General features: G+C 71.0%; 23 protein-coding genes and 1 pseudogene. 6 read left to right on the plus strand and 18 right to left on the minus strand.

Annotated elements, in window-relative coordinates:
• Positions 1 to 64 precede the first annotated feature (64 nt).
• Positions 65 to 592, plus strand: coding sequence for a hypothetical protein (locus CG719_RS01410; RefSeq protein WP_199836456.1), 528 nt, complete (start codon positions 65 to 67; stop codon positions 590 to 592).
• 83 nt (positions 593 to 675) lie between these two features.
• Here the strand turns inward: CG719_RS01410 and CG719_RS37050 are convergent, their stop codons facing one another.
• On the minus strand, positions 676 to 804 hold the full coding sequence (locus tag CG719_RS37050; protein WP_267895314.1) for a hypothetical protein: 129 nt from the start codon (positions 802 to 804) through the stop codon (positions 676 to 678).
• A gap of 5 nt (positions 805 to 809) precedes the next feature.
• Between CG719_RS37050 and CG719_RS01415 the strand changes: the two genes are divergently transcribed.
• The gene (locus CG719_RS01415) at positions 810 to 1,409 is read left to right on the plus strand and encodes a DinB family protein (RefSeq protein ID WP_100566579.1); all 600 of its coding nucleotides are present in this window, start codon (positions 810 to 812) and stop codon (positions 1,407 to 1,409) included.
• Between the two features lie 130 nt (positions 1,410 to 1,539).
• Here CG719_RS01415 and CG719_RS01420 read toward each other — a convergent pair whose 3' ends face one another.
• From CG719_RS01420 to CG719_RS01430, 3 genes are all read right to left on the minus strand, one after another.
• Positions 1,540 to 2,031 (minus strand): NUDIX domain-containing protein, encoded by a 492-nt coding sequence (locus CG719_RS01420; RefSeq protein WP_100566580.1) that lies wholly within the window; start codon positions 2,029 to 2,031, stop codon positions 1,540 to 1,542.
• Between the two features lie 92 nt (positions 2,032 to 2,123).
• A complete protein-coding gene (locus CG719_RS01425; protein ID WP_100566581.1) occupies positions 2,124 to 2,666 on the minus strand; it encodes a DUF3558 family protein in 543 nt (180 codons plus the stop codon).
• A 243-nt stretch (positions 2,667 to 2,909) separates the two neighbouring features.
• On the minus strand, positions 2,910 to 3,995 hold the full coding sequence (locus CG719_RS01430; RefSeq protein ID WP_100566582.1) for an ADP-ribosylglycohydrolase family protein: 1,086 nt from the start codon (positions 3,993 to 3,995) through the stop codon (positions 2,910 to 2,912).
• Positions 3,996 to 4,178: 183 nt separating this feature from the next.
• Here CG719_RS01430 and CG719_RS01435 point away from each other — a divergent pair, with 183 nt between their 5' ends.
• Positions 4,179 to 5,345: a glycerate kinase gene (locus CG719_RS01435; RefSeq protein ID WP_100566583.1), complete on the plus strand. Its 1,167-nt coding sequence runs from the start codon at positions 4,179 to 4,181 to the stop codon at positions 5,343 to 5,345.
• A 757-nt stretch (positions 5,346 to 6,102) separates the two neighbouring features.
• On the opposite strand, the gene pssA is transcribed toward CG719_RS01435, so the two are convergent.
• The 11 genes from pssA to CG719_RS01490 all read right to left on the minus strand — a co-directional run bounded on the left by pssA (position 6,103) and on the right by CG719_RS01490 (position 18,987).
• A complete protein-coding gene (gene pssA / locus CG719_RS01440; RefSeq protein WP_100566767.1) occupies positions 6,103 to 6,921 on the minus strand; it encodes a CDP-diacylglycerol--serine O-phosphatidyltransferase in 819 nt (272 codons plus the stop codon).
• A 22-nt stretch (positions 6,922 to 6,943) separates the two neighbouring features.
• Complete coding sequence (locus CG719_RS01445; RefSeq protein ID WP_100566584.1) at positions 6,944 to 7,600, minus strand: phosphatidylserine decarboxylase; 657 nt, start codon at positions 7,598 to 7,600, stop codon at positions 6,944 to 6,946.
• A gap of 171 nt (positions 7,601 to 7,771) precedes the next feature.
• The gene (locus CG719_RS01450; protein ID WP_100566585.1) at positions 7,772 to 8,977 is read right to left on the minus strand and encodes an acyl-CoA dehydrogenase family protein; all 1,206 of its coding nucleotides are present in this window, start codon (positions 8,975 to 8,977) and stop codon (positions 7,772 to 7,774) included.
• A 3-nt stretch (positions 8,978 to 8,980) separates the two neighbouring features.
• Entirely contained in the window at positions 8,981 to 9,505 is a 525-nt protein-coding gene (locus tag CG719_RS01455) for a MaoC family dehydratase (RefSeq protein WP_100566586.1), read from the minus strand.
• Positions 9,506 to 9,520: 15 nt separating this feature from the next.
• Entirely contained in the window at positions 9,521 to 10,489 is a 969-nt protein-coding gene (locus tag CG719_RS01460; RefSeq protein WP_100566587.1) for an HpcH/HpaI aldolase/citrate lyase family protein, read from the minus strand.
• Positions 10,486 to 12,534, minus strand: a complete 2,049-nt coding sequence (locus CG719_RS01465) for a protein meaA (RefSeq protein ID WP_100566588.1) — start codon at positions 12,532 to 12,534, stop codon at positions 10,486 to 10,488. Before CG719_RS01465 ends, CG719_RS01460 begins: the two co-directional genes overlap by 4 nt.
• Before the next feature lie 9 nt (positions 12,535 to 12,543).
• A complete protein-coding gene (ccrA, locus tag CG719_RS01470; protein ID WP_199836476.1) occupies positions 12,544 to 13,881 on the minus strand; it encodes a crotonyl-CoA carboxylase/reductase in 1,338 nt (445 codons plus the stop codon).
• 461 nt (positions 13,882 to 14,342) lie between these two features.
• Positions 14,343 to 15,161 (minus strand): TetR family transcriptional regulator, encoded by an 819-nt coding sequence (locus tag CG719_RS01475; protein ID WP_234375368.1) that lies wholly within the window; start codon positions 15,159 to 15,161, stop codon positions 14,343 to 14,345.
• 136 nt (positions 15,162 to 15,297) lie between these two features.
• Positions 15,298 to 17,103, minus strand: coding sequence for a 3-hydroxyacyl-CoA dehydrogenase family protein (locus CG719_RS01480; protein ID WP_100566591.1), 1,806 nt, complete (start codon positions 17,101 to 17,103; stop codon positions 15,298 to 15,300).
• A gap of 384 nt (positions 17,104 to 17,487) precedes the next feature.
• Positions 17,488 to 18,258, minus strand: a complete 771-nt coding sequence (locus tag CG719_RS01485) for an SDR family oxidoreductase (RefSeq protein WP_100566592.1) — start codon at positions 18,256 to 18,258, stop codon at positions 17,488 to 17,490.
• Positions 18,259 to 18,288: 30 nt separating this feature from the next.
• Positions 18,289 to 18,987: an alpha/beta fold hydrolase gene (locus CG719_RS01490; RefSeq protein WP_100566593.1), complete on the minus strand. Its 699-nt coding sequence runs from the start codon at positions 18,985 to 18,987 to the stop codon at positions 18,289 to 18,291.
• Between the two features lie 179 nt (positions 18,988 to 19,166).
• Here CG719_RS01490 and CG719_RS01495 point away from each other — a divergent pair, with 179 nt between their 5' ends.
• Positions 19,167 to 19,742, plus strand: coding sequence for an adenylosuccinate lyase (locus CG719_RS01495; protein WP_100566594.1), 576 nt, complete (start codon positions 19,167 to 19,169; stop codon positions 19,740 to 19,742).
• Between the two features lie 72 nt (positions 19,743 to 19,814).
• Here CG719_RS01495 and CG719_RS01500 read toward each other — a convergent pair.
• From CG719_RS01500 to CG719_RS01510, 3 genes and pseudogenes are all read right to left on the minus strand, one after another.
• Positions 19,815 to 20,214, minus strand: a pseudogene (locus CG719_RS01500) (RidA family protein).
• 101 nt (positions 20,215 to 20,315) lie between these two features.
• Positions 20,316 to 21,926, minus strand: coding sequence for an alpha/beta hydrolase (locus CG719_RS01505; protein ID WP_100566595.1), 1,611 nt, complete (start codon positions 21,924 to 21,926; stop codon positions 20,316 to 20,318).
• Between the two features lie 134 nt (positions 21,927 to 22,060).
• Positions 22,061 to 23,119: an Rv2578c family radical SAM protein gene (locus tag CG719_RS01510; protein WP_100566596.1), complete on the minus strand. Its 1,059-nt coding sequence runs from the start codon at positions 23,117 to 23,119 to the stop codon at positions 22,061 to 22,063.
• A 191-nt stretch (positions 23,120 to 23,310) separates the two neighbouring features.
• Here CG719_RS01510 and CG719_RS01515 point away from each other — a divergent pair, with 191 nt between their 5' ends.
• Together CG719_RS01515 and CG719_RS01520 are read left to right on the plus strand one after the other, a co-directional pair.
• Positions 23,311 to 23,754 (plus strand): SRPBCC family protein, encoded by a 444-nt coding sequence (locus tag CG719_RS01515; RefSeq protein WP_100566597.1) that lies wholly within the window; start codon positions 23,311 to 23,313, stop codon positions 23,752 to 23,754.
• Positions 23,755 to 23,912: 158 nt separating this feature from the next.
• Positions 23,913 to 26,303: an MFS transporter gene (locus tag CG719_RS01520; protein ID WP_100566598.1), complete on the plus strand. Its 2,391-nt coding sequence runs from the start codon at positions 23,913 to 23,915 to the stop codon at positions 26,301 to 26,303.
• Positions 26,304 to 26,433 lie beyond the last annotated feature (130 nt).

Here is a 26,433-nt window from a genome sequence, read left to right on the forward strand (position 1 = left end):
CGGACATGTACTCTATGAATCGTCGCAGTTCAGAGCCGATATCCAAGCTCCTGCGGTCGGTAAAGTGGACGGGCCCCTCAACCCTTACGCGGCCAAGCCGGAGAAGCGCCCCGCCGGCTACACCACCCTAAGAGTGCCGCGAGACGGCGGGGCCCCAGAGGAACACCGAGCACTCTCGTTCCGTCAGCGGCCCCTGCGGGTCTGGCTCAACCCAGAGCACGGACGAGACCTGCTCCGGCTCGACTACGAGCTGTGCTGGGCCACCACATGGATGGCGGATGCCAATCGGTGGATTGCCCCGGTGCTCGGCCTTCCCGAACTCCCCTTCGTCGACTTCGGTGACGTTTTGCTTCAAGACCGCCCCGACGGAGTTCATTGGAAGACTGCTCCCCTGGTGGACTACGCCAACGGCCGCGCCTTCGCGTGGGTGGACGACGAACAGAGCGACCTGGACCAGGCGTACGTGACCACCCACCACCGCGCACGTGGCCTTCTGCACCACGTCAACCCGCGGATCGGCCTGAGAGAGGTCGACTTCCGGTCTCTTGCCAACTTCGCCCGTTCTTTGGGTACTTCACAAGCCACCGGCTGAGCCTGTCCTCAGCCCATCGGGGAGCTCTGCCCCGGACTCCGTGATCATTGCGAGACAGCCCTTAGAGGCCCTTAGAGGTTGTCTCACGTGGCAAGTTCCGCGAGCTTCTTGTAGCAGGTCAGGGCGGCGGCCATGGCCAGGCCGCGGCTCTGCCAGTCGTTGCGGACCATGTACGGGATCTTGAGACCACGAGCAGCCCATGGCAGGCTCATGCCGCATGATCGATGAATTCGCGAAAGGCAACCTGCACGGGAGGCTGCGGCGGGACCGCAAGGCGCTGCTCTGGAAACTCGACGGCCTGTCCGAATACGACGCCCGCCGGCCTTTGACAGCGACCGGGACCAACCTCCTCGGCCTGGTCAAACACGTGGCCAGCGTCGAGGCCAGGTACTTCGGCGAGGTCTTCGACCGCCCTTCCCCGGAACCGCTGCCCCGGTGGCAGGACTCCGACGGCAGCGATCTGTGGGCGACAGAGGACGAGACCCGCGATCAGATCATCGGGTTCTACCGGCGCACGTGGGAGCACTCGGACGCGACGATCAACGAGCTTCCCCTGGACGCCCCCGGCCACGTGCCGTGGTGGCCGGAGCCTTATGCCGACACGAACCTGTTCGCCGTCATGGTCCATGTCCTCGGCGAATCCATCCGGCATGCCGGGCACGCCGATATCCTGCGCGAGGGCCTCGACGGCCGGACCGGGCTGCGCGCCGAACACGAGAAGCAGATCGACGAGGAAGCCCGTGCCGCCTACCGCGCGAAGATCGAGCAGGCCGCCAGGTCGGCCGCACCAATCAAGGCTCAGTCCTCGCCCCGGTAGATGGGCGTGAGCCGGTTCCAGACCGGGCCGCCGGGCCTGACCGCTGGACCGACCAGGACCGTCAAGATCGTTATTTCCACGTACGCGCGCTGCTCCACGAAGTCGGGACCGGTTCGGGGGCGGCGGGTGGTCAGCCGGGGCGGTGGCCGTTCTCCAGTTCCGCCGTGCCCGTGCCGTCGGCGAGGACGTCGAGGGCGATCAGGACGCGGCGGCCCAGGGCGCCCGGCAGGTGGGCGGCGAGGTCGTCGCGGGCGACCAGGCGCCAGGACAGGAGTTCCTCCTCCTGGAGGCGGATCGCCTTGAGGTCGTCGTCGGTGAGGAGCCCGCCGTCGTAGACGTACGCCACCAGCGGCGGCCGTCCGGTCCCGGGGACCCAGTCCACGGTGAGCAGCCGCCCCGGCTCGCGGTCGAGACCGATCTCCTCCAGCGTCTCGCGGCGTGCGCCCTGGCGCGGGGTCTCCCCGTCGTCGGACTCGACGGTGCCGCCGGGCAGCGTCCAGCCGTCCCGGTAGTTGGGCTCGACGAGGAGCACGCGCCCCTCCGCGTCACGGAAGACGCAGGCGGCGCCGGCGAGGACTCGGGGGAGGCCGGCGATGTACGTGGCGTAGTCGGCAGTGGTCATCCAAGAAGGGTAACGAGCCTCGTGACAGTCGGTGCGACGCGCCGAAGCGCCGGTCCCGCACCCCAGGCGCCGGGACCGGCGCTTCGGCGTGCTCACATGCGGGCGGCGACCTTTCGGGCCAGCTCCTCCAGACGCCGGTCGTTGTCCGCCCGGTCCGCCACCACGGTCATCGCGACCCAGGTGCCCGACTTGCGGAACAGGAGCCCGAACGTCCCGTGGTCCTTGTCGTCGTAGGCGGTCGCCTCGTCGCCGATGCCGGCGAGCGGCTTGCGATCGGCTGCCCGGAGCATGTCGTCCATGAACTGCCGGGCCTCGTCCCCCTGGATGGTGGACGCGATCGGAACCCCCTCGTGGATGTATCTGCAGCCGCCCGCGGTGTCCTCGCTCTTCTGTCCCTCGACGGATGTGCCTCCCAGCTCCTTTGCCTCCTGAAGGGAGATGAGCGCGCAGGGGTCCGCCGGGGCCTTCTTCGGCGGAGCGGAGGGGGCGGATCCCTCCTGTGAAACGGTCGCGGAAGGCGCGGTGCCGGCCGCGGGCGCCTTCTCGCCGGAGCCGCCGCAGCCTGCCAGGCCGAGGACGGCGAGCAGAGTCGTGGACAGCAGTGCCGAGCCTCGGTGCACACGGGTCAGGGTCATGGCGTTCTCCTGGTTTCTGGCGTCGTTTCTGGAGTCGCTGCGCGTTTCTGTGTTTCTGCCGACCGTCAGGGCTGGTGGGGACGTTGCCGGACCAGGATCCCGGCTCGCGGGGTGAGAGTCCGCGTGTGTGCGGATTGGTGACCATGGCGTGTTCATGTTGTGAAGAAGGGTGAGAAGACCGGACGGAACGCACCATGCCGTAGCAGAAGTCGGCGGGAACCGGGCTCCGCCTGTCCGGTTCCGTCAGGCGTCGAGGAGGGCCAGACGCAGGGTGCGTTCGGCGAGTTCGCTGACGCTGATGCCGTCGAAGCCGAAGACCGCGCTGCGGACCGTGTCCTCGAGCGGGTCCTTCCACTGGGCCGGGACGGCCGCCGCGCCCGTCATGACGCCGGCCACCGAGCCGGCCGTCGCGCCGTTGGAGTCGGTGTCCAGGCCGGCGCGGACGGTCAGCGCGAGGGTGCGGGTGAAGTCGCCGCCGCCGTAGAGCAGACCGGCCGTGATGACGGCGGCGTTCGGGACCGTGTGGATCCAGCCGAGGCCCGCGGTCTCGTCCGCGAGCACGTCGAGCGTGTCCTCCCAGGGCAGGCCGGCCTCGTGCAGGGCGACCGTCCGGCGCACCGTGCGGGCCAGGCGGCTGCCGGCCGGGATCACCGTCAGCGCGGTGTCGACGGCGGCGCGGACGGTCGGCGTGGTGAAGGCCGCCGCGATCAGTGCCGCCGCCCACATGGCGCCGTAGACGCCGTTGCCGGTGTGCGACAGCACCGCGTCGCGGCGGGCCAGCGAGGCGGCGCGGCGCGGGTCGCCGGGGCTGGTCCAGCCGTGGATGTCGGCGCGGATCAGGGCGCCGATCCACTCCTGGTACGGGTTGCCGTACGTGGCCGTCAGGGGCGGCTTGAGCCCGTTGGCGAGATTGCGGTACGCGGCCCGCTCCGCGGTGAACGTCTGGAGGTACGGCAGGCGCAGCAGCCACAGCTCGCCTACCTGTTCGGTGGTGAAGTCGAAGCCGTGCGTCTCCAGGAGGTCCAGGCCCAGGATCGCGTAGTCGACGTCGTCGTCGCGGCAGCTGCCGTGGATCCGGCCGCGTACGCAGCTCCGCCACTCGGGGCGCAGCGGCGGGCCGTCGTGGTCGACGGCCGGTTCGGGGAGGTAGTCGGTGAGCGGCAGCGCGCCGGCCGCGCGCAGATAGCGGTCGATGCGGTCGCGCGTCCACACCTCGCCCTGCTCCACCGGCTTGCCGAGCATGTTGCCGGCGATCCGGCCGAGCCAGCCGCCGAGGATGCGGTCGGCGAGCCCCTGTCCGGCGTCCACGGCGGTGTCCACAGCGCTCATGGAAACCGGTCTACCGGATTCCGGGGGTGGTCGCGCGGGGTTCACCGGCACGTCAGGGGCTTCTCACGGTCCGGTCGGGGCATGACGGCGGGGGCGGTCGCCGGTTAAGGTCGCAGCGGCGCGACTGGCCCTGACGTGCGGGGCCCCGGAGAGCAAGGGGATGTCAAGGTGGCGGACGCTGCAGTGCGAGGCACCCGGAGGGTGCTGGTCGCCGCGGACAAGTTCAAGGGCTCGCTGACGGCCGTGCAGGTCGCCGAGCGTGTGACGGCCGGGTTGCGCCGGGTCGCGCCGGACGTGGAGGTGGAGGCGCTGCCCGTCGCCGACGGCGGCGACGGGACCGTGGACGCGGCGGTCGCGGCCGGGTTCGAGCGCCGGGAGGTACGGGTCGCGGGTCCCCTCGGGGACGAGGTGACCGCCGCGTTCGCGCTGCGCGGCGATACGGCGGTCGTGGAGATGGCCGAGGCCAGTGGGTTGCAGCGGCTGCCCGCCGGGGTGTTCGCGCCGCTCACGGCCTCCACATACGGCTCCGGGGAGCTGCTGCGGGCCGCGCTGGACGCGGGGGCGCGCACGATCGTGTTCGGCGTGGGCGGGAGCGCGACGACGGACGGGGGAGCGGGGATGCTGTCCGCGCTCGGGGCGCGGTTCCTGGACGCGCACGGGGAGCCGATCCCTCCGGGGGGTGGGGGGCTGGCGGAACTCGCCCGGGCCGACCTGTCCGGGCTCGACCCGCGGCTCGCCGCGGTGGAGCTGGTGCTCGCCAGTGACGTCGACAATCCGCTGACCGGGCCGAAGGGCGCGCCGGCGGTCTACGGGCCGCAGAAGGGTGCGTCGGCGGAGGACGTGGCGACGCTGGACGCGGCGCTCGCGCACTTCGCGAAGGTGCTGGAGGGTGTGGGCGGGGCCGGGGCCGGGGCTGGGGCCGGGGCTGGGAGCCTGGCCGCCGAGTACGCGGCGTCGCCGGGGGCGGGTGCGGCGGGTGGAATCGGGTTCGGGGCGATGCTGCTCGGGGCGCGGTTCCAGGCCGGGATCGAGGTCATGCTCGATGTGCTGGGCTTCGCCCCCGCGCTGGAGCGGGCCTCTTTGGTGATCACCGGTGAGGGATCCCTGGACGAGCAGACGCTGCACGGGAAGGCTCCGGCCGGGGTCGCGGCGGCGGCGCGGGCTGCGGGGAAGGATGTCGTCGCGGTCTGCGGGCGTCTTGCGCTGGCGCCGGAGGTTCTGGAACGTGCCGGGATTCGGCGCGCGTACGCGCTGACGGAGATCGAGCCGGACGTTGCCACGTGCATCGCGGAGGCGGGAACGATCCTGGAGCGGGTCGCCGAACGAATCGGCAGCGACTGTCTGGGCTGAGCCGCGCCCTGCCCACCGGCCTGTGGGAGCCCCTTGTCCGGGGCTCAGCCCCGGTTCTCGCCCACCCGCCCGCCCGACTCGGTGGGTGCGGGGGTGCCCGTTCCCTGGGGCTCCGCCCCAGACCCCGGCGGGGCTGCGCGCCGATTCTCGCCCGCCGCCCGCCCGGCTCGGTGGGCCGAGGGGGCCGTGCCTTGGGGCTCCGCGGCAGCCGCGCCGGGGCTCCGCCCGGGTTCTGGCCCACCCGCCCGCCCGACTCGGTGGGTGCGGGGGTGCCCGTGCCCTGGGGCTCCGCCCCAGACCCCGGCGGGGCTGCGCCCCTGCACCCCCGGGGCGGGGCTCCGCCCCAGACCTTGGCGGGCTCCGCCGCAGTCCGCGCCGGGGTTCCGCCCGGGTTCTGGCCCACCCGCCCGCCCGACTCGGTGGGTGCGGGGGTGCCCGTTCCCTGGGGCTCCGCCCCAGACCCCGGCGGGGCTGCGCCCCTGCACCCCAGGGCTCCGCCCCTGCACCCCGCAGGGGTGCGCCGTGCCCTGGCGGGGCTTCGTCCCAGGCCTCGGCGGCTCCGCCCCCTGTGCCCCGGCGGGGCTCCGCCCCAGGCCTTGCCCCTGCGGGGATCCCCCCCCCGCAGGGATGCGCTCCCTCCGTCGCCTCCCCCCAGCCCCCTGCGCCCGGTCCGCGCCCCCGGCGTCCCGCCTCACAGCGAAGGGCCCCGAACCTCTCGGTTCGGGGCCCTTCGGTGTTCCGTGGGTGCAGCGGAGCGTTACGGCTGGGCCGCTCGTGCCTCGCGGCGGTTGTCGCGGAAGTTGTTCACTCGGCGGGCCGTGGCGAAGAGGGGGATCACCGCGCCCATGACCAGTTGCAGGGCGCAGCCGGTCTGGAGGAGGAGCTGGCCGCTGGGGGCGTCGAAGGCCCAGGCTGCCAGGAGGCCCATCGAGAGGACGATCCAGGACAGCATGGCCACCGCGAGGCGGCCCCTCGGCTTCGGGTACTCCACGCGGCTCACCATCAGCCATGCCGTGCCGAGGATCGCCAGCAGCGTGGCCACGAAGGGCAGCTCCAGCAGGACGATGGAGACCACCGTCAGCGCGCCGAAGGGTGAGGGCATGCCCTGGAACATGCCGTCCTTCAGCGTCACGCAGGAGAACCTGGCAAGCCGCAGGACCACCGCCAGCAGCACCACGATCGCTCCGAGGGCCGCCACCCTCTGGTGGGCGTCGTCCGCGACCATGCCGTACACGAGGACGAAGTACGCCGGCGCCAGGCCGAAGCTGATCAGGTCGGAGAGGTTGTCCAGCTCGGCGCCCATGGGGGAGGAGCGCAGCTTCCTCGCGACCAGGCCGTCGAACAGGTCGAAGACCGCCGCGCACAGCATCAGGATGACCGCCGTGGCGGCGCTGTGCCGGGCCATGCCCGCCGACTCGTCGTTGCCGGTCAGGTGCGGGATCAGGATGCCGGTGGTGGTGAAGTACACCGCCATGAAGCCGCAGGTCGCGTTGCCCAGGGTGAGGGTGTCCGCTATCGACAGCCGCAACGAGAGGGGCATCTCCTCCTCTTCGTCCACCTCGTCCGCCTCCGGCACCCAGCCGGCCTGGGTCTCGGGATCAATCACGGTCAATGCGAGTCACCCCAGCCACGGTCTTCTGGCCGACCTCGACCGCGACGTCCACACCCTCGGGCAGGTACAGGTCGACGCGCGAGCCGAAACGGATCAGACCGACCCGCTCGCCCTGCTCGACCTTGGTGCCGGACGGGATGTAGGGGACGATGCGGCGGGCCACCGCGCCGGCGATCTGCACCATCTCGATGTCGCCGAGCTCGGTGTCGAAGTGCCAGACGACCCGCTCGTTGTTCTCGCTCTCCTTGTTGAAAGCCGGAACGAAACCGCCGGGGACGTGCTCGACCGACGTGACCGTGCCGGAGAGCGGGGCGCGGTTGACGTGGACGTTCAGCGGGCTCATGAAGATCGCGACGCGCGTACGGCCGTCCTTCCACGGCATGATGCTCTGCACCACACCGTCGGCCGGCGAGATGACGCGACCCTGGGCGATCTCGCGCTCGGGGTCCCGGAAGAACCACAGCATTCCCGCCGCCAGCGCGGTGGCGGGAACGGCTACGGCCTTGGCGGCACCCGAGCGGCGGGCGCGCAGCAGGCTGACGGCCGCGGTGGCGACGGTCGGGAGAAGCCACGGCGATGCTCCGCGCGCAAGGCGTACGCCGGCCAGGCTGTCACGATGTGCAGGGGTTTGGCTGTGGGGCATGGATGACCTTTGTAAGCGGATGATGCCGCGCTTTCGACGGGGGACGGCGGCTTTCCGCGATCGTAGCGGTTAAGGGCCACAACTGGGTAAGCCGAGCTGCCGAGTCGGCTGTCGAACACCGTTGACGGGGTGTGATCTTCTTCTCGAAGAAAACACCCCGTAGACGGACATTCAGCCCTGGAACCGATACTCTTCGAGCAGTCTGCGGCCGATGATCATTTTCTGGATCTCGGCGGTGCCTTCACCGATGAGCAACATGGGGGCCTCACGGTACAGGCGCTCGATCTCGTACTCCTTGGAGAAGCCGTACCCGCCGTGGATGCGGAACGCGTCCTCGACGACCTCCTTGCAGTATTCGGAGGCCAGGTATTTTGCCATGCCTGCCTCAAGGTCGTTGCGCTCGCCCGAGTCCTTCTTGCGGGCGGCGTTGACCATCATGGCATGGGCGGCCTCGACCTTGGTGGCCATCTCCGCCAGTTTGAACTGGATGGCCTGGTGCTGGGCGATCGGTTTGCCGAAGGTGTGGCGCTGCTGGGCGTAGGCCACGCCGAGCTCGAAGGCGCGCTGGGCGACGCCGCAGCCCCGGGCGGCGACGTTCACCCGGCCGACCTCGACGCCGTCCATCATCTGGTAGAAGCCGCGCCCCGTGGCGCCGCCGAGCACCCGGTCGGCGGGTACGCGCAGGCCGTCCATGATGAGTTCGGTGGTGTCGACGCCCTTGTAGCCCATCTTGTCGATCTTGCCGGGGATGGTGAGGCCGGGGCGGACCTCGCCGAAGCCGGGCTCCTTCTCCACCAGGAAGGTCGTCATCGACTTGTGGGGCGCGGTGCCCTCGGGGTGACCCTCGTCACTGCGGACCAGGACGGCGACGAGGGAGGAGGTGCCGCCGTTGGTCAGCCACATCTTCTGGCCGGTCAGGACGTACTCGTCGCCGTCCTTGACCGCCTTGGAGGTGATCGCCGACACGTCGGAGCCCAGGCCCGGCTCCGACATGGAGAAGGCGCCGCGGATGTCGCCGGCCGCCATCCGGGGCAGGAAGTGGTCCTTCTGTTCCTGCGTGCCGTGCTGCTTGAGCATGTACGCGACGATGAAGTGGGTGTTGATGATGCCGGACACCGACATCCAGCCGCGGGCGATCTCCTCCACGCACAGCGCGTAGGTGAGGAGCGACTCGCCCAGGCCGCCGAACTCCTCGGGGATCATCAGGCCGAACAGGCCCAGTTCCCTCAGGCCGTCCACGATCGCTTGCGGGTACTCGTCGCGGTGCTCAAGGCCGGTGGCGACCGGGATGATCTCCTTGTCGACAAAGTCACGGACGGTGGAGACGATCTCCTGCTGCACGTCCGTCAGACCGGCGGTCTGGGCGAGTCGGGCCATGGCCTACTTCTCCGTCTTTTCCGAAGGGGCGTTCGGCTCTGGGCGGCCGGGCTGCTCGCCGCCGCGCTCCTTGGTGTACGTCTCGGTCGGCACCATCACCTTGCGGCGGAAGGTGCACACCAGCGTGCCGTCCTGCTTGTAGCCCCTGGTCTCGACGTGGACGATGCCGCGGTCGCTCTTCGACTTCGACGGCCACTTGTCCAGCACCGTCGTCTCGCCGTAGACCGTGTCGCCGTGGAAGGTCGGCGCCACATGTCTGAGCGACTCGATCTCCAGGTTGGCGATGGCCTTGCCGGAGACGTCCGGGACGGACATGCCGAGCAGCAGGGAGTAGATGTAGTTGCCCACGACGACGTTCCTGCCGAAGTCGGTCGTCTTCTCGGCGTAGTTGGCGTCCATGTGGAGCGGGTGGTGGTTCATGGTGAGGAGGCAGAACAGATGGTCGTCGTACTCCGTGACCGTCTTGCCCGGCCAGTGCTTGTAGACCGCACCGACCTCGAACTCCTCGTAGGTCCGTCCGAACTGCATGCCGCTCAGGCCTTTCTAGTCGGTGGGCATCTCGAACTTCGACGTGCGCCGCATGCCGGCCGCGCGGCCCTTGCCCGCGACCACCAGCGCCATCTTCCGGCTGGCCTCGTCGATCATCTCGTCGCCGAGCATCGCCGAGCCCTTCTTGCCACCCGCCTCGGACGTGCAGTACTCGTACGCGTCCAGGATCAGCTCCGCGTGGTCGTAGTCCTGCTGGGAGGGCGAGAACACCTCGTTGGCGGCCTCCACCTGACCGGGGTGCAGCACCCACTTGCCGTCGAAGCCGAGCGCGGCGGCCCGCCCCGCCACCTCACGGAAGCCCTCGACGTTGCGGATCTGCAGGTAGGGACCGTCGATCGCCTGGAGGTCGTTGGCGCGCGCGGCCATCAGGATCTTCATCAGGATGTAGTGGTAGGCGTCCGCAGGATAGCCGGGCGGCTGCTCGCCCACGACGAGCGACTTCATGTTGATCGACGCCATGAAGTCGGCCGGGCCGAACACGATCGTCTCCAGCCGCCCGGAGGCCTGCGCGATCTCGTTGACGTTGTTCAGGCCCCGGGCGTTCTCGATCTGCGCCTCGATGCCGATGCGGCCCACCTCGAAGCCCATCGCCTTCTCGATCTGCGTCAGCAGCAGGTCCAGCGCCACCACCTGCTGGGCGTCCTGCACCTTCGGCAGCATCACGCAGTCCAGGTTCTGCCCCGCGCCCTCGACCACCGTCACGACGTCGCGGTACGTCCACTCCGTCGTCCAGTCGTTGACCCGCACCACCCTGGTCTTGCCCGTCCAGTCGCCCTCGTTGAGGAACTTGACGATGGTGTGCCGCGCCTCCGGCTTCGCCAGCGGCGCGCAGGCGTCCTCCAGGTCCAGGAACACCTGGTCGGCGGCCAGCCCCTGCGCCTTCTCCAGGAAACGGGGGTTCGAGCCCGGTACGGCCAGACAGGAGCGCCGCGGGCGGAGACGGTTGACGGGGGTGCTCGTCATGCGGGGACCTCCAAGGGGTCGAGCTTGTTCGCTTTCCGGATCTCGTCGACGATACGGCCGATGATCCCGGTGATGTCGAAGTCCTTCGGGGTGAACACCGCGGCCACTCCGGCGGCCCTGAGCTGCTCGGCGTCGCCGTTCGGGATGATCCCGCCGGCGATCACCGGGATGTCGGCGGCGCCGGCCCGGCGCAGCCGCTCCAGCACGTCCGGTACGAGCCGGGCGTGCGAGCCGGACAGGATGGACAGGCCGACCGCGTGCACGTCCTCGGCGAGGGCCGCGTCCACGATCTGCTCGGGGGTGAGCCGTATGCCCTGGTAGACCACCTCGAACCCGGCGTCGCGGGCCCGTACGGCGATCTGCTCGGCACCGTTGGAGTGGCCGTCCAGGCCCGGCTTGCCGACCAGGAAGCGCAGCTTGCCCACACCGAGGTCACGGGCCGTCAGTTCCACCCGGCGGCGCACCCCGGCCATCGCCGAGCCCTCCTCGGCGGTGACGGCGACCGGCGCCGACGACACGCCGGTGGGCGCCCGGAACTCGCCGAACACCTCGCGCAGGGCCCCGGCCCACTCGCCGGTCGTGACACCCGAGCGGGCGCACTCCAGTGTGGCCTCCATGAGGTTGCCGGTGCCCTTGGCCGCCTCCTTCAGCCGTTCCAGCGCCTTGCAGGGGCGCGGGTGGTTGAACGGCGGCTGGTAGCGGGTGTCGCGCCAGCGCAGGAGCGAGTCGGTCACGCGGTCCTCGACCGCCGGGTCGACCGTCTGGATCGCGGTGTCCAGATCGGCGGTGAGCGGGTTCGGTTCGGTGCCCTCGAACACGTTGACGCCGACGATCTTCTCCTGGCCCGACTCGATCCGGGCCCGGCGCTCGGCGTGCGAGGCGACCAGCTGCGACTTCAGGTAGCCGGACTCCACGGCGGCCATCGCGCCGCCCAGCTCCTGGATGTGCTCCATCTCGGCGAGCACCGCCTCGACCAGGTCCGCCACCTTCGCCTCGATCACCTTCGAGCCCTCGAAGATGTCCTCGTACTCCAGCAGGTCCGACTCGTAGGCCAGCACCTGCTGGATGCGCAGGGACCACTGCTGGTCCCAGGGCCTGGGCAGGCCGAGGGCCTCGTTCCAGGCCGGCAGCTGCACGGCACGCGCGCGTGCGTCCTTGGAGAGGGTGACGGCCAGCATCTCCAGAACGATCCGCTGGACGTTGTTCTCCGGCTGCGCCTCGGTCAGGCCGAGGGAGTTGACCTGGACGCCGTAGCGGAAACGGCGGTGCCTGGGGTCCTCGATGCCGTACCGCTCGCGGGTGATCCGGTCCCAGACGCGGCCGAACGCCCGCATCTTGCACATCTCCTCGACGAAGCGGACGCCCGCGTTCACGAAGAAGGAGATCCGTCCGACGACGTCGCCCATGCGCTCCTGCGGCACCTGGCCGCTGTCGCGCACCGCGTCCAGGACGGCGATCGCGGTGGACATCGCGTACGCGATCTCCTGCACCGGTGTGGCGCCCGCCTCCTGGAGGTGATAGCTGCAGATGTTGATCGGGTTCCACTTGGGCATGTGGGAGACCGTGTACGCGATCATGTCCGTGGTCAGCCGGAGGCTCGGGCCCGGCGGGAAGACATGGGTGCCGCGGGACAGGTACTCCTTGACGATGTCGTTCTGCGTCGTGCCCTGGAGCTTGGTGATGTCCGCGCCCTGCTCCTCCGCGACGACCTGGTACAGCGCCAGCAGCCACATGGCGGTGGCGTTGATGGTCATCGAGGTGTTCGTCTGCTCCAGGGGGATGTCCTGGAACAGCCGGCGCATGTCGCCGAGGTGCGCGACCGGCACGCCGACCCGGCCGACCTCGCCGCGGGCGAGGATGTGGTCGGGGTCGTAGCCGGTCTGCGTCGGCAGGTCGAACGCCACCGACAGACCGGTCTGGCCCTTGGCGAGGTTGCGCCGGTACAGCTCGTTGGAGGCCTCGGCCGTGGAGTGGCCCGCGTAGGTGCGCATGAGCCACGGCCGGTCTCTGTCCCCGTGGGCCCTGGGTGTCTGACGCTCACTCATGTGCGCCTCTCAGATGTTCCGGAAGCGGTTGATGGCGTCGATGTGCCGGGCGCGCATCTCCTCGTCGCGCACGCCGAGGCCCTCCTCGGGCGCCAGGCACAGCACACCGACCTTGCCCTGGTGCAGGTTGCGGTGCACGTCGTACGCCGCCTGACCGGTGTCCTCGAGGGAGTAGACCCGGGACAGCGTGGGGTGGATCTTTCCCTTGGCGATGAGGCGGTTGGCCTCCCAGGCCTCGCGGTAGTTGGCGAAGTGGGAACCGATGATGCGCTTCAGGGACATCCACAGGTAGCGGTTGTCGTACTCGTGGGTGTAGCCCGAGGTGGAGGCGCAGGTGACGACGGTGCCGCCCTTGCGGGTGACGTAGACGCTCGCGCCGAACGTCTCGCGGCCGGGGTGCTCGAAGACGATGTCGACGTCCTCGCCGCCGGTGAGTTCGCGGATGCGCTTGCCGAAGCGCTTCCACTCTTTGGGGTCCTGGGTGTGCTCGTCCTTCCAGAACCGGTAGTTCTCGGCGGTGCGGTCGATGATCGCCTCGGCGCCCATGGCGCGGCAGATGTCCGCCTTCTGTTCGCTGGAGACGACGCAGACGGGGGTCGCGCCGCCGGCGAGGGCGAACTGTGTGGCGTAGCTGCCGAGTCCGCCGCTCGCGCCCCAGATGAGCACGTTGTCGCCCTGCTTCATGCCGGCGCCGTTGCGGGAGACGAGCTGGCGGTAGGCGGTGGAGTTGACCAGGCCGGGGGCGGCGGCCTCCTCCCAGCTCAGATGGCCGGGCTTGGGCATCAGCTGGTTGGACTTGACGAGCGCGACCTCGGCGAGGCCGCCGAAGTTGGTCTCGAAGCCCCAGATGCGCTGCTCCGGGTCGAGCATCGTGTCGTTGTGGCCGTCGCTGGACTCCAGCTCGACGGAGAGGCAGTGCGCGACGACCTCGTCACCGGGGTGCCAGGCGTTGACGCCGGGGCCGGTGCGCAGGACGACGCCGGCCAGGTCGGAACCGATGATGTGGTACGGCAGGTCGTGGCGCCTGGTGAGTTCGCTGAGCCGGCCGTAGCGCTCCAGGAAGCCGAACGTCGACAGCGGCTCGAAGATCGAGGTCCACACCGAGTTGTAGTTGACCGAGGAGGCCATGACGGCCACCAGGGCCTCACCGGGGCCCAGCTCGGGCACCGGCACCTCGTCCAGGTGCAGGGACTTGCGCGGGTCCTTGTCGCGGGTGGCGAGCCCGGCGAACATCTCCGTCTCGTCCTTGTGCACGGTGATCGCGCGGTACGACTCGGGCAGTGGCAGGGCGGCGAAGTCGGCGGACGTGGCGTCCGGCGACTGGATCGCCTCCAGGATGTCCTTCACGGTCACGGTGTTGCCTCCGGCGTCGAGCGCCCCGGGGGAGGGGCGCTGAGGGTTACGTCGGTGCTGCTGAGGGGCGGTGAGGGGGCCGGCGGTCCGGCCGGGTGCCGTCGGTTCGGCGGGCGGGGCTTTCGGCAGCGCTTTGTGGCGCGGGAGGTTGCCTGTGACGCAGGCGTCCGGGCGTGCGAGCCGCCATTGGCTTGCTGGGACAGCCGGCGCGCGTGCGGTTCTGCCGCCCGCCGGCCGCCCGGACACCTTCAACGTATGACACCGCGTGTCATCCCGCAAGGCACTCAGTGCCAGAATTTTCGCTCAGACGAAAACTTTGCGCAACAGATGAGCGATGATCGATCGAAGGGGGTCGGCGGTCCGGCGGAAAAGGGGCTCCGACATGCCAGAACGGCCACCCCGTGGGGTGGCCGTGAGTACGTGCGCGTGCGTGGTCCTCGCTGCCGCGAGGCCTCTCAGCGCTCTTTCAGCGCCTCCTCGATGGTGCGCATGACCTCTTCCAGCGGGGCGTCGGTGCGGGCGACCGCCACCAGCACCTCGCCCTGCTGGGACACCGCCGCCGAGGGCGCGGGACCGGACCCGGGCGCCGCCGCGCGGCCGGCCCCGATACCGGTGCCGAACGTCTTGCGCACGATTGCGAAGGCGTGGTCGAGCTGTGCCTCGACGTCTCCCCGGCCCTCGGCCCGCAGCCAGCGCCGCAGCACGTGGTTGTGCGCGGTGACCACGGCGGACGCGGCGACCTCCGCGAGCAGCGGGTCGTCGTTGGCGTCGTCGGCGTGCACCCGCTCGTCGAAGTGACCCAGCAGATAACGCGTGAACAGGCGCTCGTAGCGGGCCACGGAGGCGATCTCCGCCTCGCGCAGGGTGGGCACCTCGCGGGTCAGCCGGTAGCGGGCGACCGAGATCTCCGGCTGCGCCGCGTACATCTTCATGACTTCCTTGATGCCCCGGCACACCGTGTCGAGCGGGTGCTCGTGCGCGGGGGCCGCGTTCAGGACGGCCTCGGCGCGGATCAGGGTGTCGTCGTGGTCGGGGAAGATGGCCTCTTCCTTGGAGCGGAAGTGGCGGAAGAAGGTGCGCCGGGCGACCCCGGCCGCCGCGGCGATCTCGTCGACCGTGGTCGCCTCGTACCCCTTGGTGGCGAACAGCTCCATCGCGGCGGCCGCCAGCTCCCGGCGCATCTTGAGCCGTTGGGCGGCCGCGCGGGAGCCCGCGGCGCTCTCCGGCGCGTCGGGCGTGGCGGGTGTACGTGTGGACCTGGCGGGCTGGGGCATGACCCGAACGTACTGCATGTGCGCGGCCTGGTGCGCACGTCCCCGCCTTCCTCCGTCCCCGGTGGACGGGGGAGCGGCCGCCGGCTCCAGCAGGCCGCCCCACTCCCGTCCGTCCGCGAACCGGTCGCCGGAGCGGTCAGCGCCGGGCATATTCGCGGAAGCCGCGGCCCGTCTTGCGGCCGAGGCAGCCCGCGGCCACCAGATGCTCCAGGAGCGGGGCCGGGGCCAGGCCCGGGTCGCGGAACTCGCGGTGCAGGACCCTCTCGATGGCCAGCGAGACGTCCAGGCCGACGACGTCGAGCAGTTCGAACGGGCCCATGGGATAGCCGCCGCCGAGCTTCATCGCCGCGTCGATGTCGTCCAGGGACGCGTAGTGCTCCTGCACCATCTTGACGGCGTTGTTGAGGTACGGGAACAGCAGGGCGTTGACGATGAAGCCCGCGCGGTCCCCGCAGTCGACGGCGTGCTTCTTGACCCTGGCGCACACCTCGCGGACCGTCGCGTGGACGTCGTCCGCCGTCAGCACCGTGCGGACGACCTCGACGAGCTTCATCGCCGGCGCCGGGTTGAAGAAGTGCATGCCGATCACCTCGTGCGGGCGCGAGGTGGCGCGGGCGCAGGCGACCACGGGGAGCGAGGAGGTGGTGGTGGCCAGGATCGCGCCCGGCTTGCACACTTTGTCCAGCGCCGCGAACAACTGCTGCTTGACCGCGAGGTCCTCGGCAACGGCCTCGACCGCGAGATCCACGTCGGCGAAGTCGTCGAGGCTGCCGGTCGCCGTGATCAGGTCCAGGGTCCGCGCGGCGGCCTCGGCGGTCAGCCGGCCCTTGTCGACGGAGCGGGAAAGCGACTTGCCGATACGGGCCTTGGCGGTCTGCGCCTTCTCCGCGCTGCGGGCGGCCAGCACGACCTCGTACCCGGCCTTCGCGAACACCTCCGCGATCCCGGAGGCCATGGTGCCCGAGCCGGCGACGCCGACGGAGCGCACCGGGCGGCCGGGGCCGAGGACGTCGCCGGACGGCGGGGTCAGCGCGTCCCGCACGACGGCGCCGCTGCCCGGTGCCTCGTAGGTGTAGAAGCCGCGGCCCGCCTTGCGGCCCGTGAGGCCGGCCTCGCTGAGCTGCTTCAGGATCGGCGCGGGCGCGTGTAGCCGGTCGCGGGACTCGGTGTACATGGCCTCCAGGACCGTGCGCGCGGTGTCGACGCCGATCAGGTCGAGCAGCGCCAGCGGGCCCATCGGCAGTCCGCAGCCGAGCCGCATCGCGGCGTCGATGTCCTCGCGGGAGGCGTACCTGGCCTCGTACATCGCTGCGGCCTGGTTGAGGTAGCCGAACAGCAGCCCGTCGGCGACGAATCCGGGCCGGTCGCCGACCGCGACGGGCTCCTTGCCGAGTTCCAGGGCGAGGTCGGTGACCGCCTGCACGGCCTGCGGGGCGGTCAGCACCGAGGAGACGATCTCAACCAGCCGCATGGCCTGCGCGGGGTTGAAGAAGTGCACTCCGAGCACCCGCTCCGGGTGGGCGGAGTCGGCGGCCAGGCGGGTCACCGACAGGGCGTTGGTGCCGGTGGCCAGGATCGCCCCCGGCCGCACGATGCCGTCCAGCTCCCGGAAGATCTGCTGCTTGGTCTCGTACGACTCCGGCGCCACCTCGATGACCAGGTCGGCGCCGGCCGCCGCGGTCAGGTCGGTGCACGTGCGCACGCGGGCGAGCGCGTCCGTGCGCTCCCGCTCGGTCAGGCGCCCGCGTTCCACGGCGCGGGCGGTGGAGTGCTCCAGGGCGGCGACGCACTGGGCGGCCGCCGCCTCGCTGATGTCGATGCCGACGACCTCGCGGCCCGCACGGGCCAGGACCTCGGTGATGCCGGTGCCCATGGTGCCGAGGCCGACGACGGCGATCGTCTTCAGCGGGGACAGGGAGGTGTCGGAGAGGGGAGCGGCCATCGCGGGACTCCAGGAATGAGAGTGACGACTGGGAACGCGTCCCGGGGACGCCGAGGGGCGTACCGGGTGCGGAAGGAAGGAATCTGCGGGTGTTGCCGGGCCGGGAGCGCACGCGCCCGGCGCCGGTCGCCGCGGGCGCCTGTGCGCCCGGCAGCCGGTGAAGGCCGACCGGCTCTGTCCCGAAGCCGGGTCGTACTGCGGTACTCGGGGTACCGAACCGACAACACTCGCCGTGGCTGCGTCACCAGGCCACTGCGAGAGGATTGCGAGAGGGTGTCTCGCTCGTCTGAGCTTAACCGGTGGGTAACGAGCGCGCCACCCCTTTGGGTCAGTGACGTGGTCCCGCGCGGCCGGCCGCGCACCCGGGAGACCGACTGCGGGGGCTCAGACGGACTTGACCTCGCCGCCGTCCATGCGGAGGGCCGAGCCGGTCATCCAGCGTGCCCCCGGTGAGACGAGGAAGGCCATGAGTTCGGCGATCTCGTCCGGTTCGCCGTAGCGTGCGATGCCCGCCTCCTGGGGGAACTTCGCGGTGGCCTCGTCGACGGTCATGTCGTGAAGTGGCGCCCAGTGTTCGAGGTACGAGCGGCGGCGGCCGGTCATCACGGGTCCCGGCAGGACGCTGTTGACCTGGACCCCGTCCGTGATGCCGCGGTCGGAGAACGCCTTGGCCAGTGCGACGATCGCGGCGTTGATCGTGCCCACCGCGGCGTACGGGGCCTTGGGGAAGAGCGCCGAGTTGCCCGACATCAGGACGACGGATCCCTTGGCCTCCCTCAGGGCCGGCCAGGCGGCGACCGTGAGGCGGCGAGCACCGTGGAGCTTGAGCGCGAGCCCGTGGTCCCACTGTTCGTCGGTCATGTCGAGCACGTCGATCTGCGGGACGGCGCCCGCGATGTTGAGCAGCGCGTCGACACGTCCGAACCTGGTCAGGGTCGTGTCGACGACGGTGCGGGCCGCGGCGGGGTCGGACAGGTCCACGTCGATGACGAGGGGGTCGGCGCCGGCCGTACCGACGGCGGCCGCCGTCTCCTCGAGATGGGCATGGTTGCGGGCGACGAGTGCGATCGCGTCGAAGTCACGCGCGAGCCGGATCGCGGTCGACCGGCCGATGCCCTGACTGGCACCGGTGACGATGGCCACTGACTGGGGCATGCTGATTCCTTCTCCTGCGCTGAGGGCCGATTACGCGGACGCCGCCACATCCCGCACGGCGTCGAGGACGATGTCCACGACCTCCTGAGGCGCGGTGACCAGTGGCGTGTGGTCCACCGGGTGCGGGCGGGCGCGTGCACCCATCCGCTCGGCCATGAAGCGCTGCGTGTCCGGGGCGATCATGCGGTCCTGCTCGGCGATCAGGAACCAGCTCGGGCGGTCCTTCCACAGAGGCCGTCCGACCGGGACACCGATACTGGCCGCGGCGATGGGGCGCTGCACGGCGGCCAGCAGCGCCTGCTCCTCGGCAGGGGCGTGCTGTGCGAAGGCGCCGGCGAAGGCGTCCTCGGGCAGCCAGACCAGCCCGTGGGCGTCCGGCTGGAGCTCCGGCGTCCTCGGGTGCGGCCGACCGCGATGGAAGACGTCGCCCACGGTCTCCCCTTCGTCGGGCGCGAGCGCAGCCACGTAGACCAGCGCGGCGGCCTTCGGGTCGCGTGTCGCCCCGATCACCGCTCCGGCATACGCGTGCCCCACCAGGACGACCGGGCCGTCGAGCCGCTCAAGAACGCGGTCGAGGGCCGCGACGTCGTCGGCCAAGGAGGTCAGTGGCAGGGGTGCCGCGACGACTTCGACGCCCTCGGCCTTCAGCGGGCCGATCACCTTGCTCCAACTCGATCCGTCCGCCCAGGCACCGTGCACGAGCACGACACCGACGTGGTTGGTGGCCATGGTGCGTTCCTCTGTTTCCGTGGTCCCAGCGGATGAGTAGCGTCGATGGCCGGGCCCGACCGGCCAGGGCCCGAGGACGGGGCACGGCCAACCTGTCACAACGAGGACTCGTACGAATCTCCGGACACCCCACGCTCCGGCCGAAGGACACGAATGGCTCAGCGACTAGGCTGGCCGTCGTGGACGAAGAGTTGCGATCACTCACGGACCGCTTACGGCAGGAGTCGGGCGGATCGGTGGCGTACGAGCACCTGGTCGCCACTCCGGACATGGACGGACTGGCCGAGGTGCTGACGGCTCCCGGACAGCCGCTGTGGGCCAGGGAAGTGGCCGCGTTCCGGTTGGGTCTCGCGGGCGACCCGCGGGCCTTCGAATCCCTCGTCCTGCTCCTGAACCACCGTGACCCGCAGCGCTGCGCCTCCGCCGCCTACGCCCTGGCCCGCCTCGGCGACCCCCGCACCGCCCGCGCGGCGGCGGCCCTCGCCACCAACGAACTCCGCGTCGCCTACGCCCTGCATCCGGTGCGCCTGCTGGTGGAACTGCGCGCCCCCGAGTCAGTCCCCGCCCTGATCACCACCCTGGAGCGCCGGCTCCACCCGCACGACCCCTACCGCCGGGTGGCCCTCGCCTGCGTCGAGGGCCTGGGTACGCTCGGCGACGTCCGGGCCCGTCCCGTCCTCACCGAGGCCCTCGCCCACCCGGCGCTGGCGGAGGCGGCGGTGGCAGCCCTGGCCCGCGTACCGAAATCCGGGTGAGCGACCGGGCCCCGCGAGAGGACCCAGCATTCGGGCGCTGCGACGGGGAACGGCTCACTCGGGCGGTACGCCTCATTCGGGCAGTACGGCGAACGCCTCGACCTCCATCAGGAACTCCGGGCGGACCAGGCCCGCGACCTGGACGGCCGAGGAGGCGGGCAGGCGGTCGTCGGGTATGTGGGGGGGCGCGGGCGGCACGGAGCGCCGGGAGGTGGGCCGTGTCCGTGACGAAGTAGGTGAGCTTCACGACGTGGTCGAAGGTCGTGTCGGCGGCGGCCAGGCAGCGGCGGAGGTTCTCGAAGACCTGCCGGGCCTGCGCGTCCGGGTCGCCCTCGCCGACGAGTTCGCCGTTCTCGTCCAGGGCGACCTGCCCGGAGATCGCCACGAAACGGCCGGTGCCCATGACGACATGGGAGTAGTGCGCGGCGGGGGCGACCCCGTCGGGGGCGGGGATCCTGGTGGGCTCACTCATGCGTCCATGGTGGACCACGGGTGGAACATCCACGATCAGGTCACCGCCCCCGACGGGCCGTCAGGCCGCCTGCCGCGCACGGGCCGAGACGGCTCGGCCGCTCAGCCGCGGAAGCCGACGAGGTCGTGCAGCGCCGTCCCGCGTGCGGCACCCGCCGGGGAGGCGGCCGACGGGGAGGCGGCCGCGGCGGACGGCGCCGCGCTCGCCGGCTTCGGGTCGGGCAGCCGCTGGCACACCGCGTCCGCGACGCCCTTCCCGCGCGGCACCTTGCCGTTGGTCAGATACGTCGTCAGGTGCTTGTCCAGGCAGGCGTTCCCGCTCAGCGTGATGCCGTGGTTGCCGCCGCCCTGCTCGACGACGAGGCTGGAGTTCCGCAGCAGCCGGTGCACCGTGACACCGCCGTGGTACGGGGTGGCCGCGTCGTCGGTCGCCTGGAACAGCAGTACCGGTGGCAGCTTGCTGTTGGCGACGTTCACCGGGCGCTTGGCGGGGACCGGCCAGAAGGCGCAGGGTGCGTTGTACCAGGCGTTGTTCCAGGTCAGGAACGGTGCCTTGGCGTGCACGGCCCAGTTGTCCTTGCGCCACTGCCGCCAGTCGCGCGGCCACGAGGTGTCACTGCACTGCACGGAGGCGTAGACGCTGTAGCCGTTGTCGCCGGAGGCCCCCACGGCGCCGAAGTTCGCGTACGCCTCGACCAGCGGTCCGGTCTCCTTGTCGTTCGCGTACGCCGCGAACGCCTGGGCGAGGTAGGGCCAGTAGCCGTTGTAGTAGCCGCCCGGGACGAAGATGTCCTCCAGTTCGGAGGCGCCGACCTTGCCGCCGGCGGGCTTCTTGGCGAGCGCCGCCCGCATCGCGTACCACTTGGCCTCGATCCGGGCCGGGTCCTTGCCCAGCCTGTAGGTCGAGTCGTTCTTCGCGATCCACGCCAGGAAGGCCTGCTGGCGGCCCTCGAAGGCGTAGTCCTGCTGGATGTTGTTGTTGTACCAGACGCCCGTCGGGTCGACGATCGAGTCGAGGACCAGCCGGCGCACCCGCTCGGGGAAGAGCTTGGCGTACACCGCGCCGAGGTAGGTGCCGTAGGAGTAACCGAAGTAATTGAGCTTCTTGGCGCCGAGGGCCTCGCGGATGGAGTCCATGTCGGTCGCCGCGTTGACCGTGTTGATGTGCGGCAGCACGTTCGCGTACTTCTTGCCGCAGGCGGCGGCGAAGGACTTCGCGCGCGCCAGGTTGGCGTTCTCGATCGCGGTCGTGCTCGGCACCGAGTCGGGGCGTACCGGCTTGAAGGAGCCGGGCTTGCAGTCGAGCGCCGGGGAGCTCTTGCCCACCCCGCGCGGGTCGAAGCCGATGACGTCGTACTGGGCCGCGACCTCCTTGGGCAGGGAGGAGGCGACGAAACCGGCGAGCGAGAGACCGCTGCCGCCGGGACCGCCGGGGTTGACCAGCAGGGGGCCCTGGTAGGTCTTGGCGGTGTGGGGGACGCGGGACAGCGCCAGTGTGATCATCCTGCCGGAAGGATGCCGGTAGTCGAGCGGTACCTTCACGGACCCGCACTGCAGGGTGGGGTGACTGGCGGTGCCGCACTTCTTCCAGGTGACCTTGGCGGCGGACACGGCGGCTGCGGAGTGCGGCGTGCTCGCGTCGGCGGGGACGGCCGTGAGGGATCCGGCCATGACGACGGCGGCACCGCACAGTGCGGCAGCGCTCTTTCTCATAAGTCCTCCCAGGACGGAGAGGCTGCGGACCGCGGTCTCGCGATCCTCGCCGCATCGTCCCGGAAAGACCTAGCGGAAGAACGTGTTCTGACAATTCTTGACCCAATTGGTCCGAGTGTTGCGCTCGAACGATCTCAAATGAGCGTGAGTTGCGTCGGTTCGGGCAGCGTGGGCGGTTTCGGCTCGGCCGGCTGGATGCGACGGGCCGCTCCCGCACGTGCGGGTCCGATCCCGTACTCCCTTGCCAGTTCGTGCACCTGACGGGTGATCCGGCGCTGGTACCACTTGGGGGCATAGGCGCCCTCGGCGTACAGCCGCTCGTAGTCGCGCACCAGACGCGGATGGTGCTGTTCGAGCCAGGTCATGAACCACTCGCGGGCGCCGGGCCGCAGATGCAGTACCAGCGGGGTGACGGAGGTGGCCCCGGCCGCCGCTATCGCCCGTACGGTGTCGCGCAGTTGGTCCGGCCGGTCGCTCAGGAACGGGATCACCGGTGCCATCAGCACCCCGCAGCCGATGCCGTGCTCCCCGAGGGTCCGCACGACGTCCAGGCGCCGCTCGGGCGCGGGGGTGCCCGGCTCGACGGTGCGCCACAGCTCCGTGTCGGTGAAGCCCACCGAGACGCAGACGCCCACGTCGGTGACCTCGGCGGCCTGGGTGAGCAGGTCGAGGTCGCGCAGGATCAGCGTGCCCTTGGTCAGGATCGAGAACGGGTTCGCGTGGTCGCGCAGCGCGCTCAGGATGCCCGGCATCAGCCGGTAGCGGCCCTCGGCCCGCTGGTAGCAGTCCACGTTCGTGCCCATGGCGATGTGCTCGCCGTGCCAGCGGCGCGAGGCGAGCTGGCGGCGCAGCAGCTCCGGCGCGTTCACCTTGACCACGATCTGGGTGTCGAAGCCGATGCCCGTGTCGAGGTCCAGATAACTGTGCGTCTTGCGCGCGAAGCAGTACACGCACGCGTGCGTGCAGCCGCGGTACGGGTTGACCGTCCACTCGAAGGGCATGCGCGAAGCGCCCGGCACCCGGTTGATGATCGAACGGGCCCGGATCTCGTGGAAGGTGATCCCGCGGAACTCGGGAGTGTCGAAGGTACGTGTGGTGACCGCGTCCGCCCCGAAGAGCGCGGCGTCGGCGGCCCGGCCGTGACCGGGGTCCCCGGAGTTCTCCGGGTCCACGGTGAGGTTGTCCCAGCGCATGGCGCCTCCTCCGGTAGTGCTGGCCCCAGAATAGAACACATGTTCCCTTGATCGTGCGGCTGACCGTACGGGCGCCGTTCCCGATCACTCGCTGTGCCGGATCCGATCACTTGAGGGCCCCGATTTGGGGGGCCGGGCGGCGGGGTGATTGGCTTGGCCCAAGCCTGAGAACGGATGTCCTGGAGGAAGCCATGGCGCAGGTCGAGGCCACTACGGAGCGGGTCGTCGCCGCCGACGCGGAGACGGTGTTCGACGCGGTCGCCGACTACAGCGGCACCCGTCCGAAGGTGCTGACCGAGCACTTCAGCGAGTACGAGGTACGCGAGGGCGGTGACGGCGAAGGCACCCTGGTCCACTGGAAGCTCCAGGCCACCAGCAAGCGGGTCCGCGACTGCCTGATGGAGGTCTCCGAGCCCACCGACGGCGAGCTGGTCGAGAAGGACCGCAACTCCTCCATGGTCACCGTCTGGCGGGTCACCCCGGCCGGCGAGGGCGCGTCCCGTGTCGTGATCACCACCACCTGGAAGGGCGCCGGGGGCATCGGCGGCTTCTTCGAGCGGACGTTCGCCCCCAAGGGCCTCGCCCGGATCTACGACGGGATGCTCGCCAAGCTCGCCGGCGAGGTCGAGAAGTAGCCCGACCGGAGCAACTCCGCTACCGACGGCCCCCGTTGGCTCCTCACCGGTTCGGGTGGATCTCTCCGCGGACCGGACGCCCGCCGTAACCCGTCGCCTTGCCCACAGTTGTCGCTTTGCGCGGCAATCGTGCGGCAGGTGCGACGAGGGAGCGGTACGTGGGCGGGATCACTCTGGTGCAGGACGAGCCGGTCGCGGCGCCCCCCAGGATCCCCTTCCCGCCGCCCGTCCCCGCCGCGTCGCTCGCCCCCCGCCGGGTGCGGCTGGTCTTCTTCGGGCTGATGCTCGCGCTGCTGCTGGCCGCCCTCGACCAGATGATCGTCGCCACCGCGCTGCCGAAGGTCGTCGGTGAGCTGCACGGCCTGGACCGCATGTCCTGGGCGATCACCGCCTATCTGCTCACCGCCACGGTCGGCCTGCCCGTCTACGGCAAGCTCGGCGACCTGATCGGCCGCAAGGGCGTCTTCCAGTTCGCCATCGCCGTCTTCGTCGCCGGCTCCGCGCTCGCGGGGCGGGCGCAGACCATGGACCAGCTCATCGCCTTCCGCGCCGTGCAGGGCATCGGCGCGGGCGGGCTGATGATCGGTGTGCAGGCCATCATCGCGGACATCGTGCCGCCCCGGCAGCGCGGCCGGTTCATGGGGCTCATCGGCGCGGCCTTCGGACTCGCCTCCGTCGCCGGACCGCTGCTCGGCGGCTACTTCACCGACCATCTGTCGTGGCGGTGGTGCTTCTACATCAACGTGCCCTTCGGCCTGATCACCTTCGCCGTGATCACCGCCGTGCTCAAGCTGCCCCGGCCCCGGATCAGGGCCCGCTTCGACGTGCTCGGCGCGCTGCTGCTGGCCGCGGCCTCCACCTGCCTGGTGCTGCTGACCAGTTGGGGCGGCACCGAGTACGCCTGGGGCTCGCGGGTCATCCTGGGCCTGGGCGCCGGCGCCGCCGCGGCCACCGCGCTCTTCCTCGTCGCCGAGCGCTTCGCCGTCGAACCCCTCATCCCGCTGCGGCTGTTCCGCGACTCCGTCTTCAACGTCAGCGCCCTGGTCGGGCTCGTCGTCGGCGTCGCGCTGTTCGGCGCGGCCAGCTACCTGCCCACCTTCCTGCAGATGGTCGACGGCGCCTCGGCCACCGAGTCCGGACTGCTGATGCTGCCCATGATGGGCGGCATCGTGGGCGCGTCCATCGTCTCGGGTCAGCTCATCAGCCACACCGGCCGCTACCGGATGTACCCCCTCCTCGGCACCGCCCTGTCCGCCCTCGGCATGTGGCTGCTGTCCCGGCTCGAAGTCGACACGCCCCGGCTCCACTACAGCGTCTGGATGGCCGTACTCGGCGCCGGGATCGGCCTGGTGATGCCGGTGCTCGTGCTCGCCGTGCAGAACTCCGTGCGCCCCGCCGACCTCGGCACGGCGACCAGCGCCAACAACTACTTCCGGCAGATCGGCGGCAGCGTGGGCGCCGCCGTCTTCGGCACCCTGTTCGCCGGCCGGCTCACCGACGCCCTGCGCCACCGCGTGCCCACGCGCGCGGGTGCCGCCCTCCCCGACCCCGAGTCGATCACCCCGCAGGCCGTGCGGGCGCTGCCGCCGGACCTGCGCGACGCCTATGTGCGGGCGTACGCGGACGCCATGCCGCGGATCTTCCTCTACCTGGTGCCGGTGCTCGTCCTCGGCCTGCTCATCGCCTTCTTCCTCAAGGAGAGACCACTGGTGTCCCACAACGCCCATGTCACCGACCCGGAGACCGCGCCGCTGAACCCCGGCGTGCCGCAGGCCCGCTCGCCCTTCGCCGCCGGTGTTCCCGTCTGCGGCACCGTGCAGCACCCGGACGGCACCGTCGTGCCCCGCGCGGCGCTCACCCTGATCGACGTCGCGGGGCAGCAGATCGGGCGGGGCGCGAGCGGCGACGACGGGCGGTACGCGCTGTCGACGCCGGGCACCGGTTCGTACGTCCTGATCGCGGCGGCCGGCGGGCACCAGCCGCAGGCCGTCTCCGTGACCGTCGGCGAGCGGCCGGTCGAACTCGACGTCGTCCTCGGCGGCGCCGGCCGCCTCACCGGCACCGTACTCACCGCCGACGGCAGCCCCGTGCGCGACGCCACCGTCACACTGACCAACGTGCACGGCGAGGTCGTCGCCAGCACCCGCAGCGGACGCGAGGGCGGCTACGCCATCACCGAACTCGTCGCCGGGGAGTACACCCTCGCCGCCAGCGCCCCCGCCTTCCGCCCGGCCGCGCTGCCGGTCAGCGTGCAGGCCGCGCGGGAGACCCGCCAGGACGTCGAACTCGCGGGCGGGGCCGTGCTGCGCGGCACCGTCCGGGCCGGCGGCGGGCGGCCCGTCGAGGACGCGCGCGTCACCCTCCTCGACGCCGCGGGCAACGTCGTCGACACGCTCACCACCGGACCCGACGGAACGTTCCGGTTCGTCGACCTGTCCTCCGGCGAGTACACCGTGATCGCGGCCGGCTACCCGCCCGTCGCCACGGTCCTCCAGGTGGCGGGCGGAGGCCGCACGGAACGCGATCTCCAGCTCGGACACGAGGACTGACCAGCGTACAAGGGGGAGCGCACCACCGCGCGCCGGCGCGCTCCTCCTGACGCCAATTCGGGTATTGCCGCACATCGTGACGGGCCGTCCCCGTACCGTGGTCCCCGGGGGAACAGATCTTGCGGAGCCG

The sequence above is a fragment of the Streptomyces sp. CB01373 genome (genome assembly GCF_002803075.1).
GTDB lineage: Bacteria > Actinomycetota > Actinomycetes > Streptomycetales > Streptomycetaceae > Streptomyces.

Bases quoted from the DNA above. Each gene is read 5' to 3' on its own strand.
- CG719_RS01430 (WP_100566582.1), bottom strand. From the start codon at position 3,995: ATGAGCGCTGTGGACACCGCCGTGGACGCCGGACAGGGGCTCGCCGAC.
- CG719_RS01420 (WP_100566580.1), bottom strand. From the start codon at position 2,031: ATGACCACTGCCGACTACGCCACGTACATCGCCGGCCTCCCCCGAGTC.
- CG719_RS01450 (WP_100566585.1), bottom strand. From the start codon at position 8,977: ATGGCCCGACTCGCCCAGACCGCCGGTCTGACGGACGTGCAGCAGGAG.
- CG719_RS01475 (WP_234375368.1), bottom strand. From the start codon at position 15,161: ATGCCCCAGCCCGCCAGGTCCACACGTACACCCGCCACGCCCGACGCG.
- CG719_RS01445 (WP_100566584.1), bottom strand. From the start codon at position 7,600: ATGCCCCACAGCCAAACCCCTGCACATCGTGACAGCCTGGCCGGCGTA.
- CG719_RS01460 (WP_100566587.1), bottom strand. From the start codon at position 10,489: ATGACGAGCACCCCCGTCAACCGTCTCCGCCCGCGGCGCTCCTGTCTG.
- CG719_RS01510 (WP_100566596.1), bottom strand. From the start codon at position 23,119: ATGCGCTGGGACAACCTCACCGTGGACCCGGAGAACTCCGGGGACCCC.
- CG719_RS01415 (WP_100566579.1), top strand. From the start codon at position 810: ATGATCGATGAATTCGCGAAAGGCAACCTGCACGGGAGGCTGCGGCGG.
- CG719_RS01480 (WP_100566591.1), bottom strand. From the start codon at position 17,103: ATGGCCGCTCCCCTCTCCGACACCTCCCTGTCCCCGCTGAAGACGATC.
- CG719_RS01505 (WP_100566595.1), bottom strand. From the start codon at position 21,926: ATGAGAAAGAGCGCTGCCGCACTGTGCGGTGCCGCCGTCGTCATGGCC.
- CG719_RS37050 (WP_267895314.1), bottom strand. From the start codon at position 804: ATGAGCCTGCCATGGGCTGCTCGTGGTCTCAAGATCCCGTACATGGTC.
- CG719_RS01455 (WP_100566586.1), bottom strand. From the start codon at position 9,505: ATGCAGTTCGGACGGACCTACGAGGAGTTCGAGGTCGGTGCGGTCTAC.
- CG719_RS01490 (WP_100566593.1), bottom strand. From the start codon at position 18,987: ATGGCCACCAACCACGTCGGTGTCGTGCTCGTGCACGGTGCCTGGGCG.
- CG719_RS01425 (WP_100566581.1), bottom strand. From the start codon at position 2,666: ATGACCCTGACCCGTGTGCACCGAGGCTCGGCACTGCTGTCCACGACT.
- CG719_RS01485 (WP_100566592.1), bottom strand. From the start codon at position 18,258: ATGCCCCAGTCAGTGGCCATCGTCACCGGTGCCAGTCAGGGCATCGGC.
- CG719_RS01515 (WP_100566597.1), top strand. From the start codon at position 23,311: ATGGCGCAGGTCGAGGCCACTACGGAGCGGGTCGTCGCCGCCGACGCG.
- CG719_RS01465 (WP_100566588.1), bottom strand. From the start codon at position 12,534: ATGAGTGAGCGTCAGACACCCAGGGCCCACGGGGACAGAGACCGGCCG.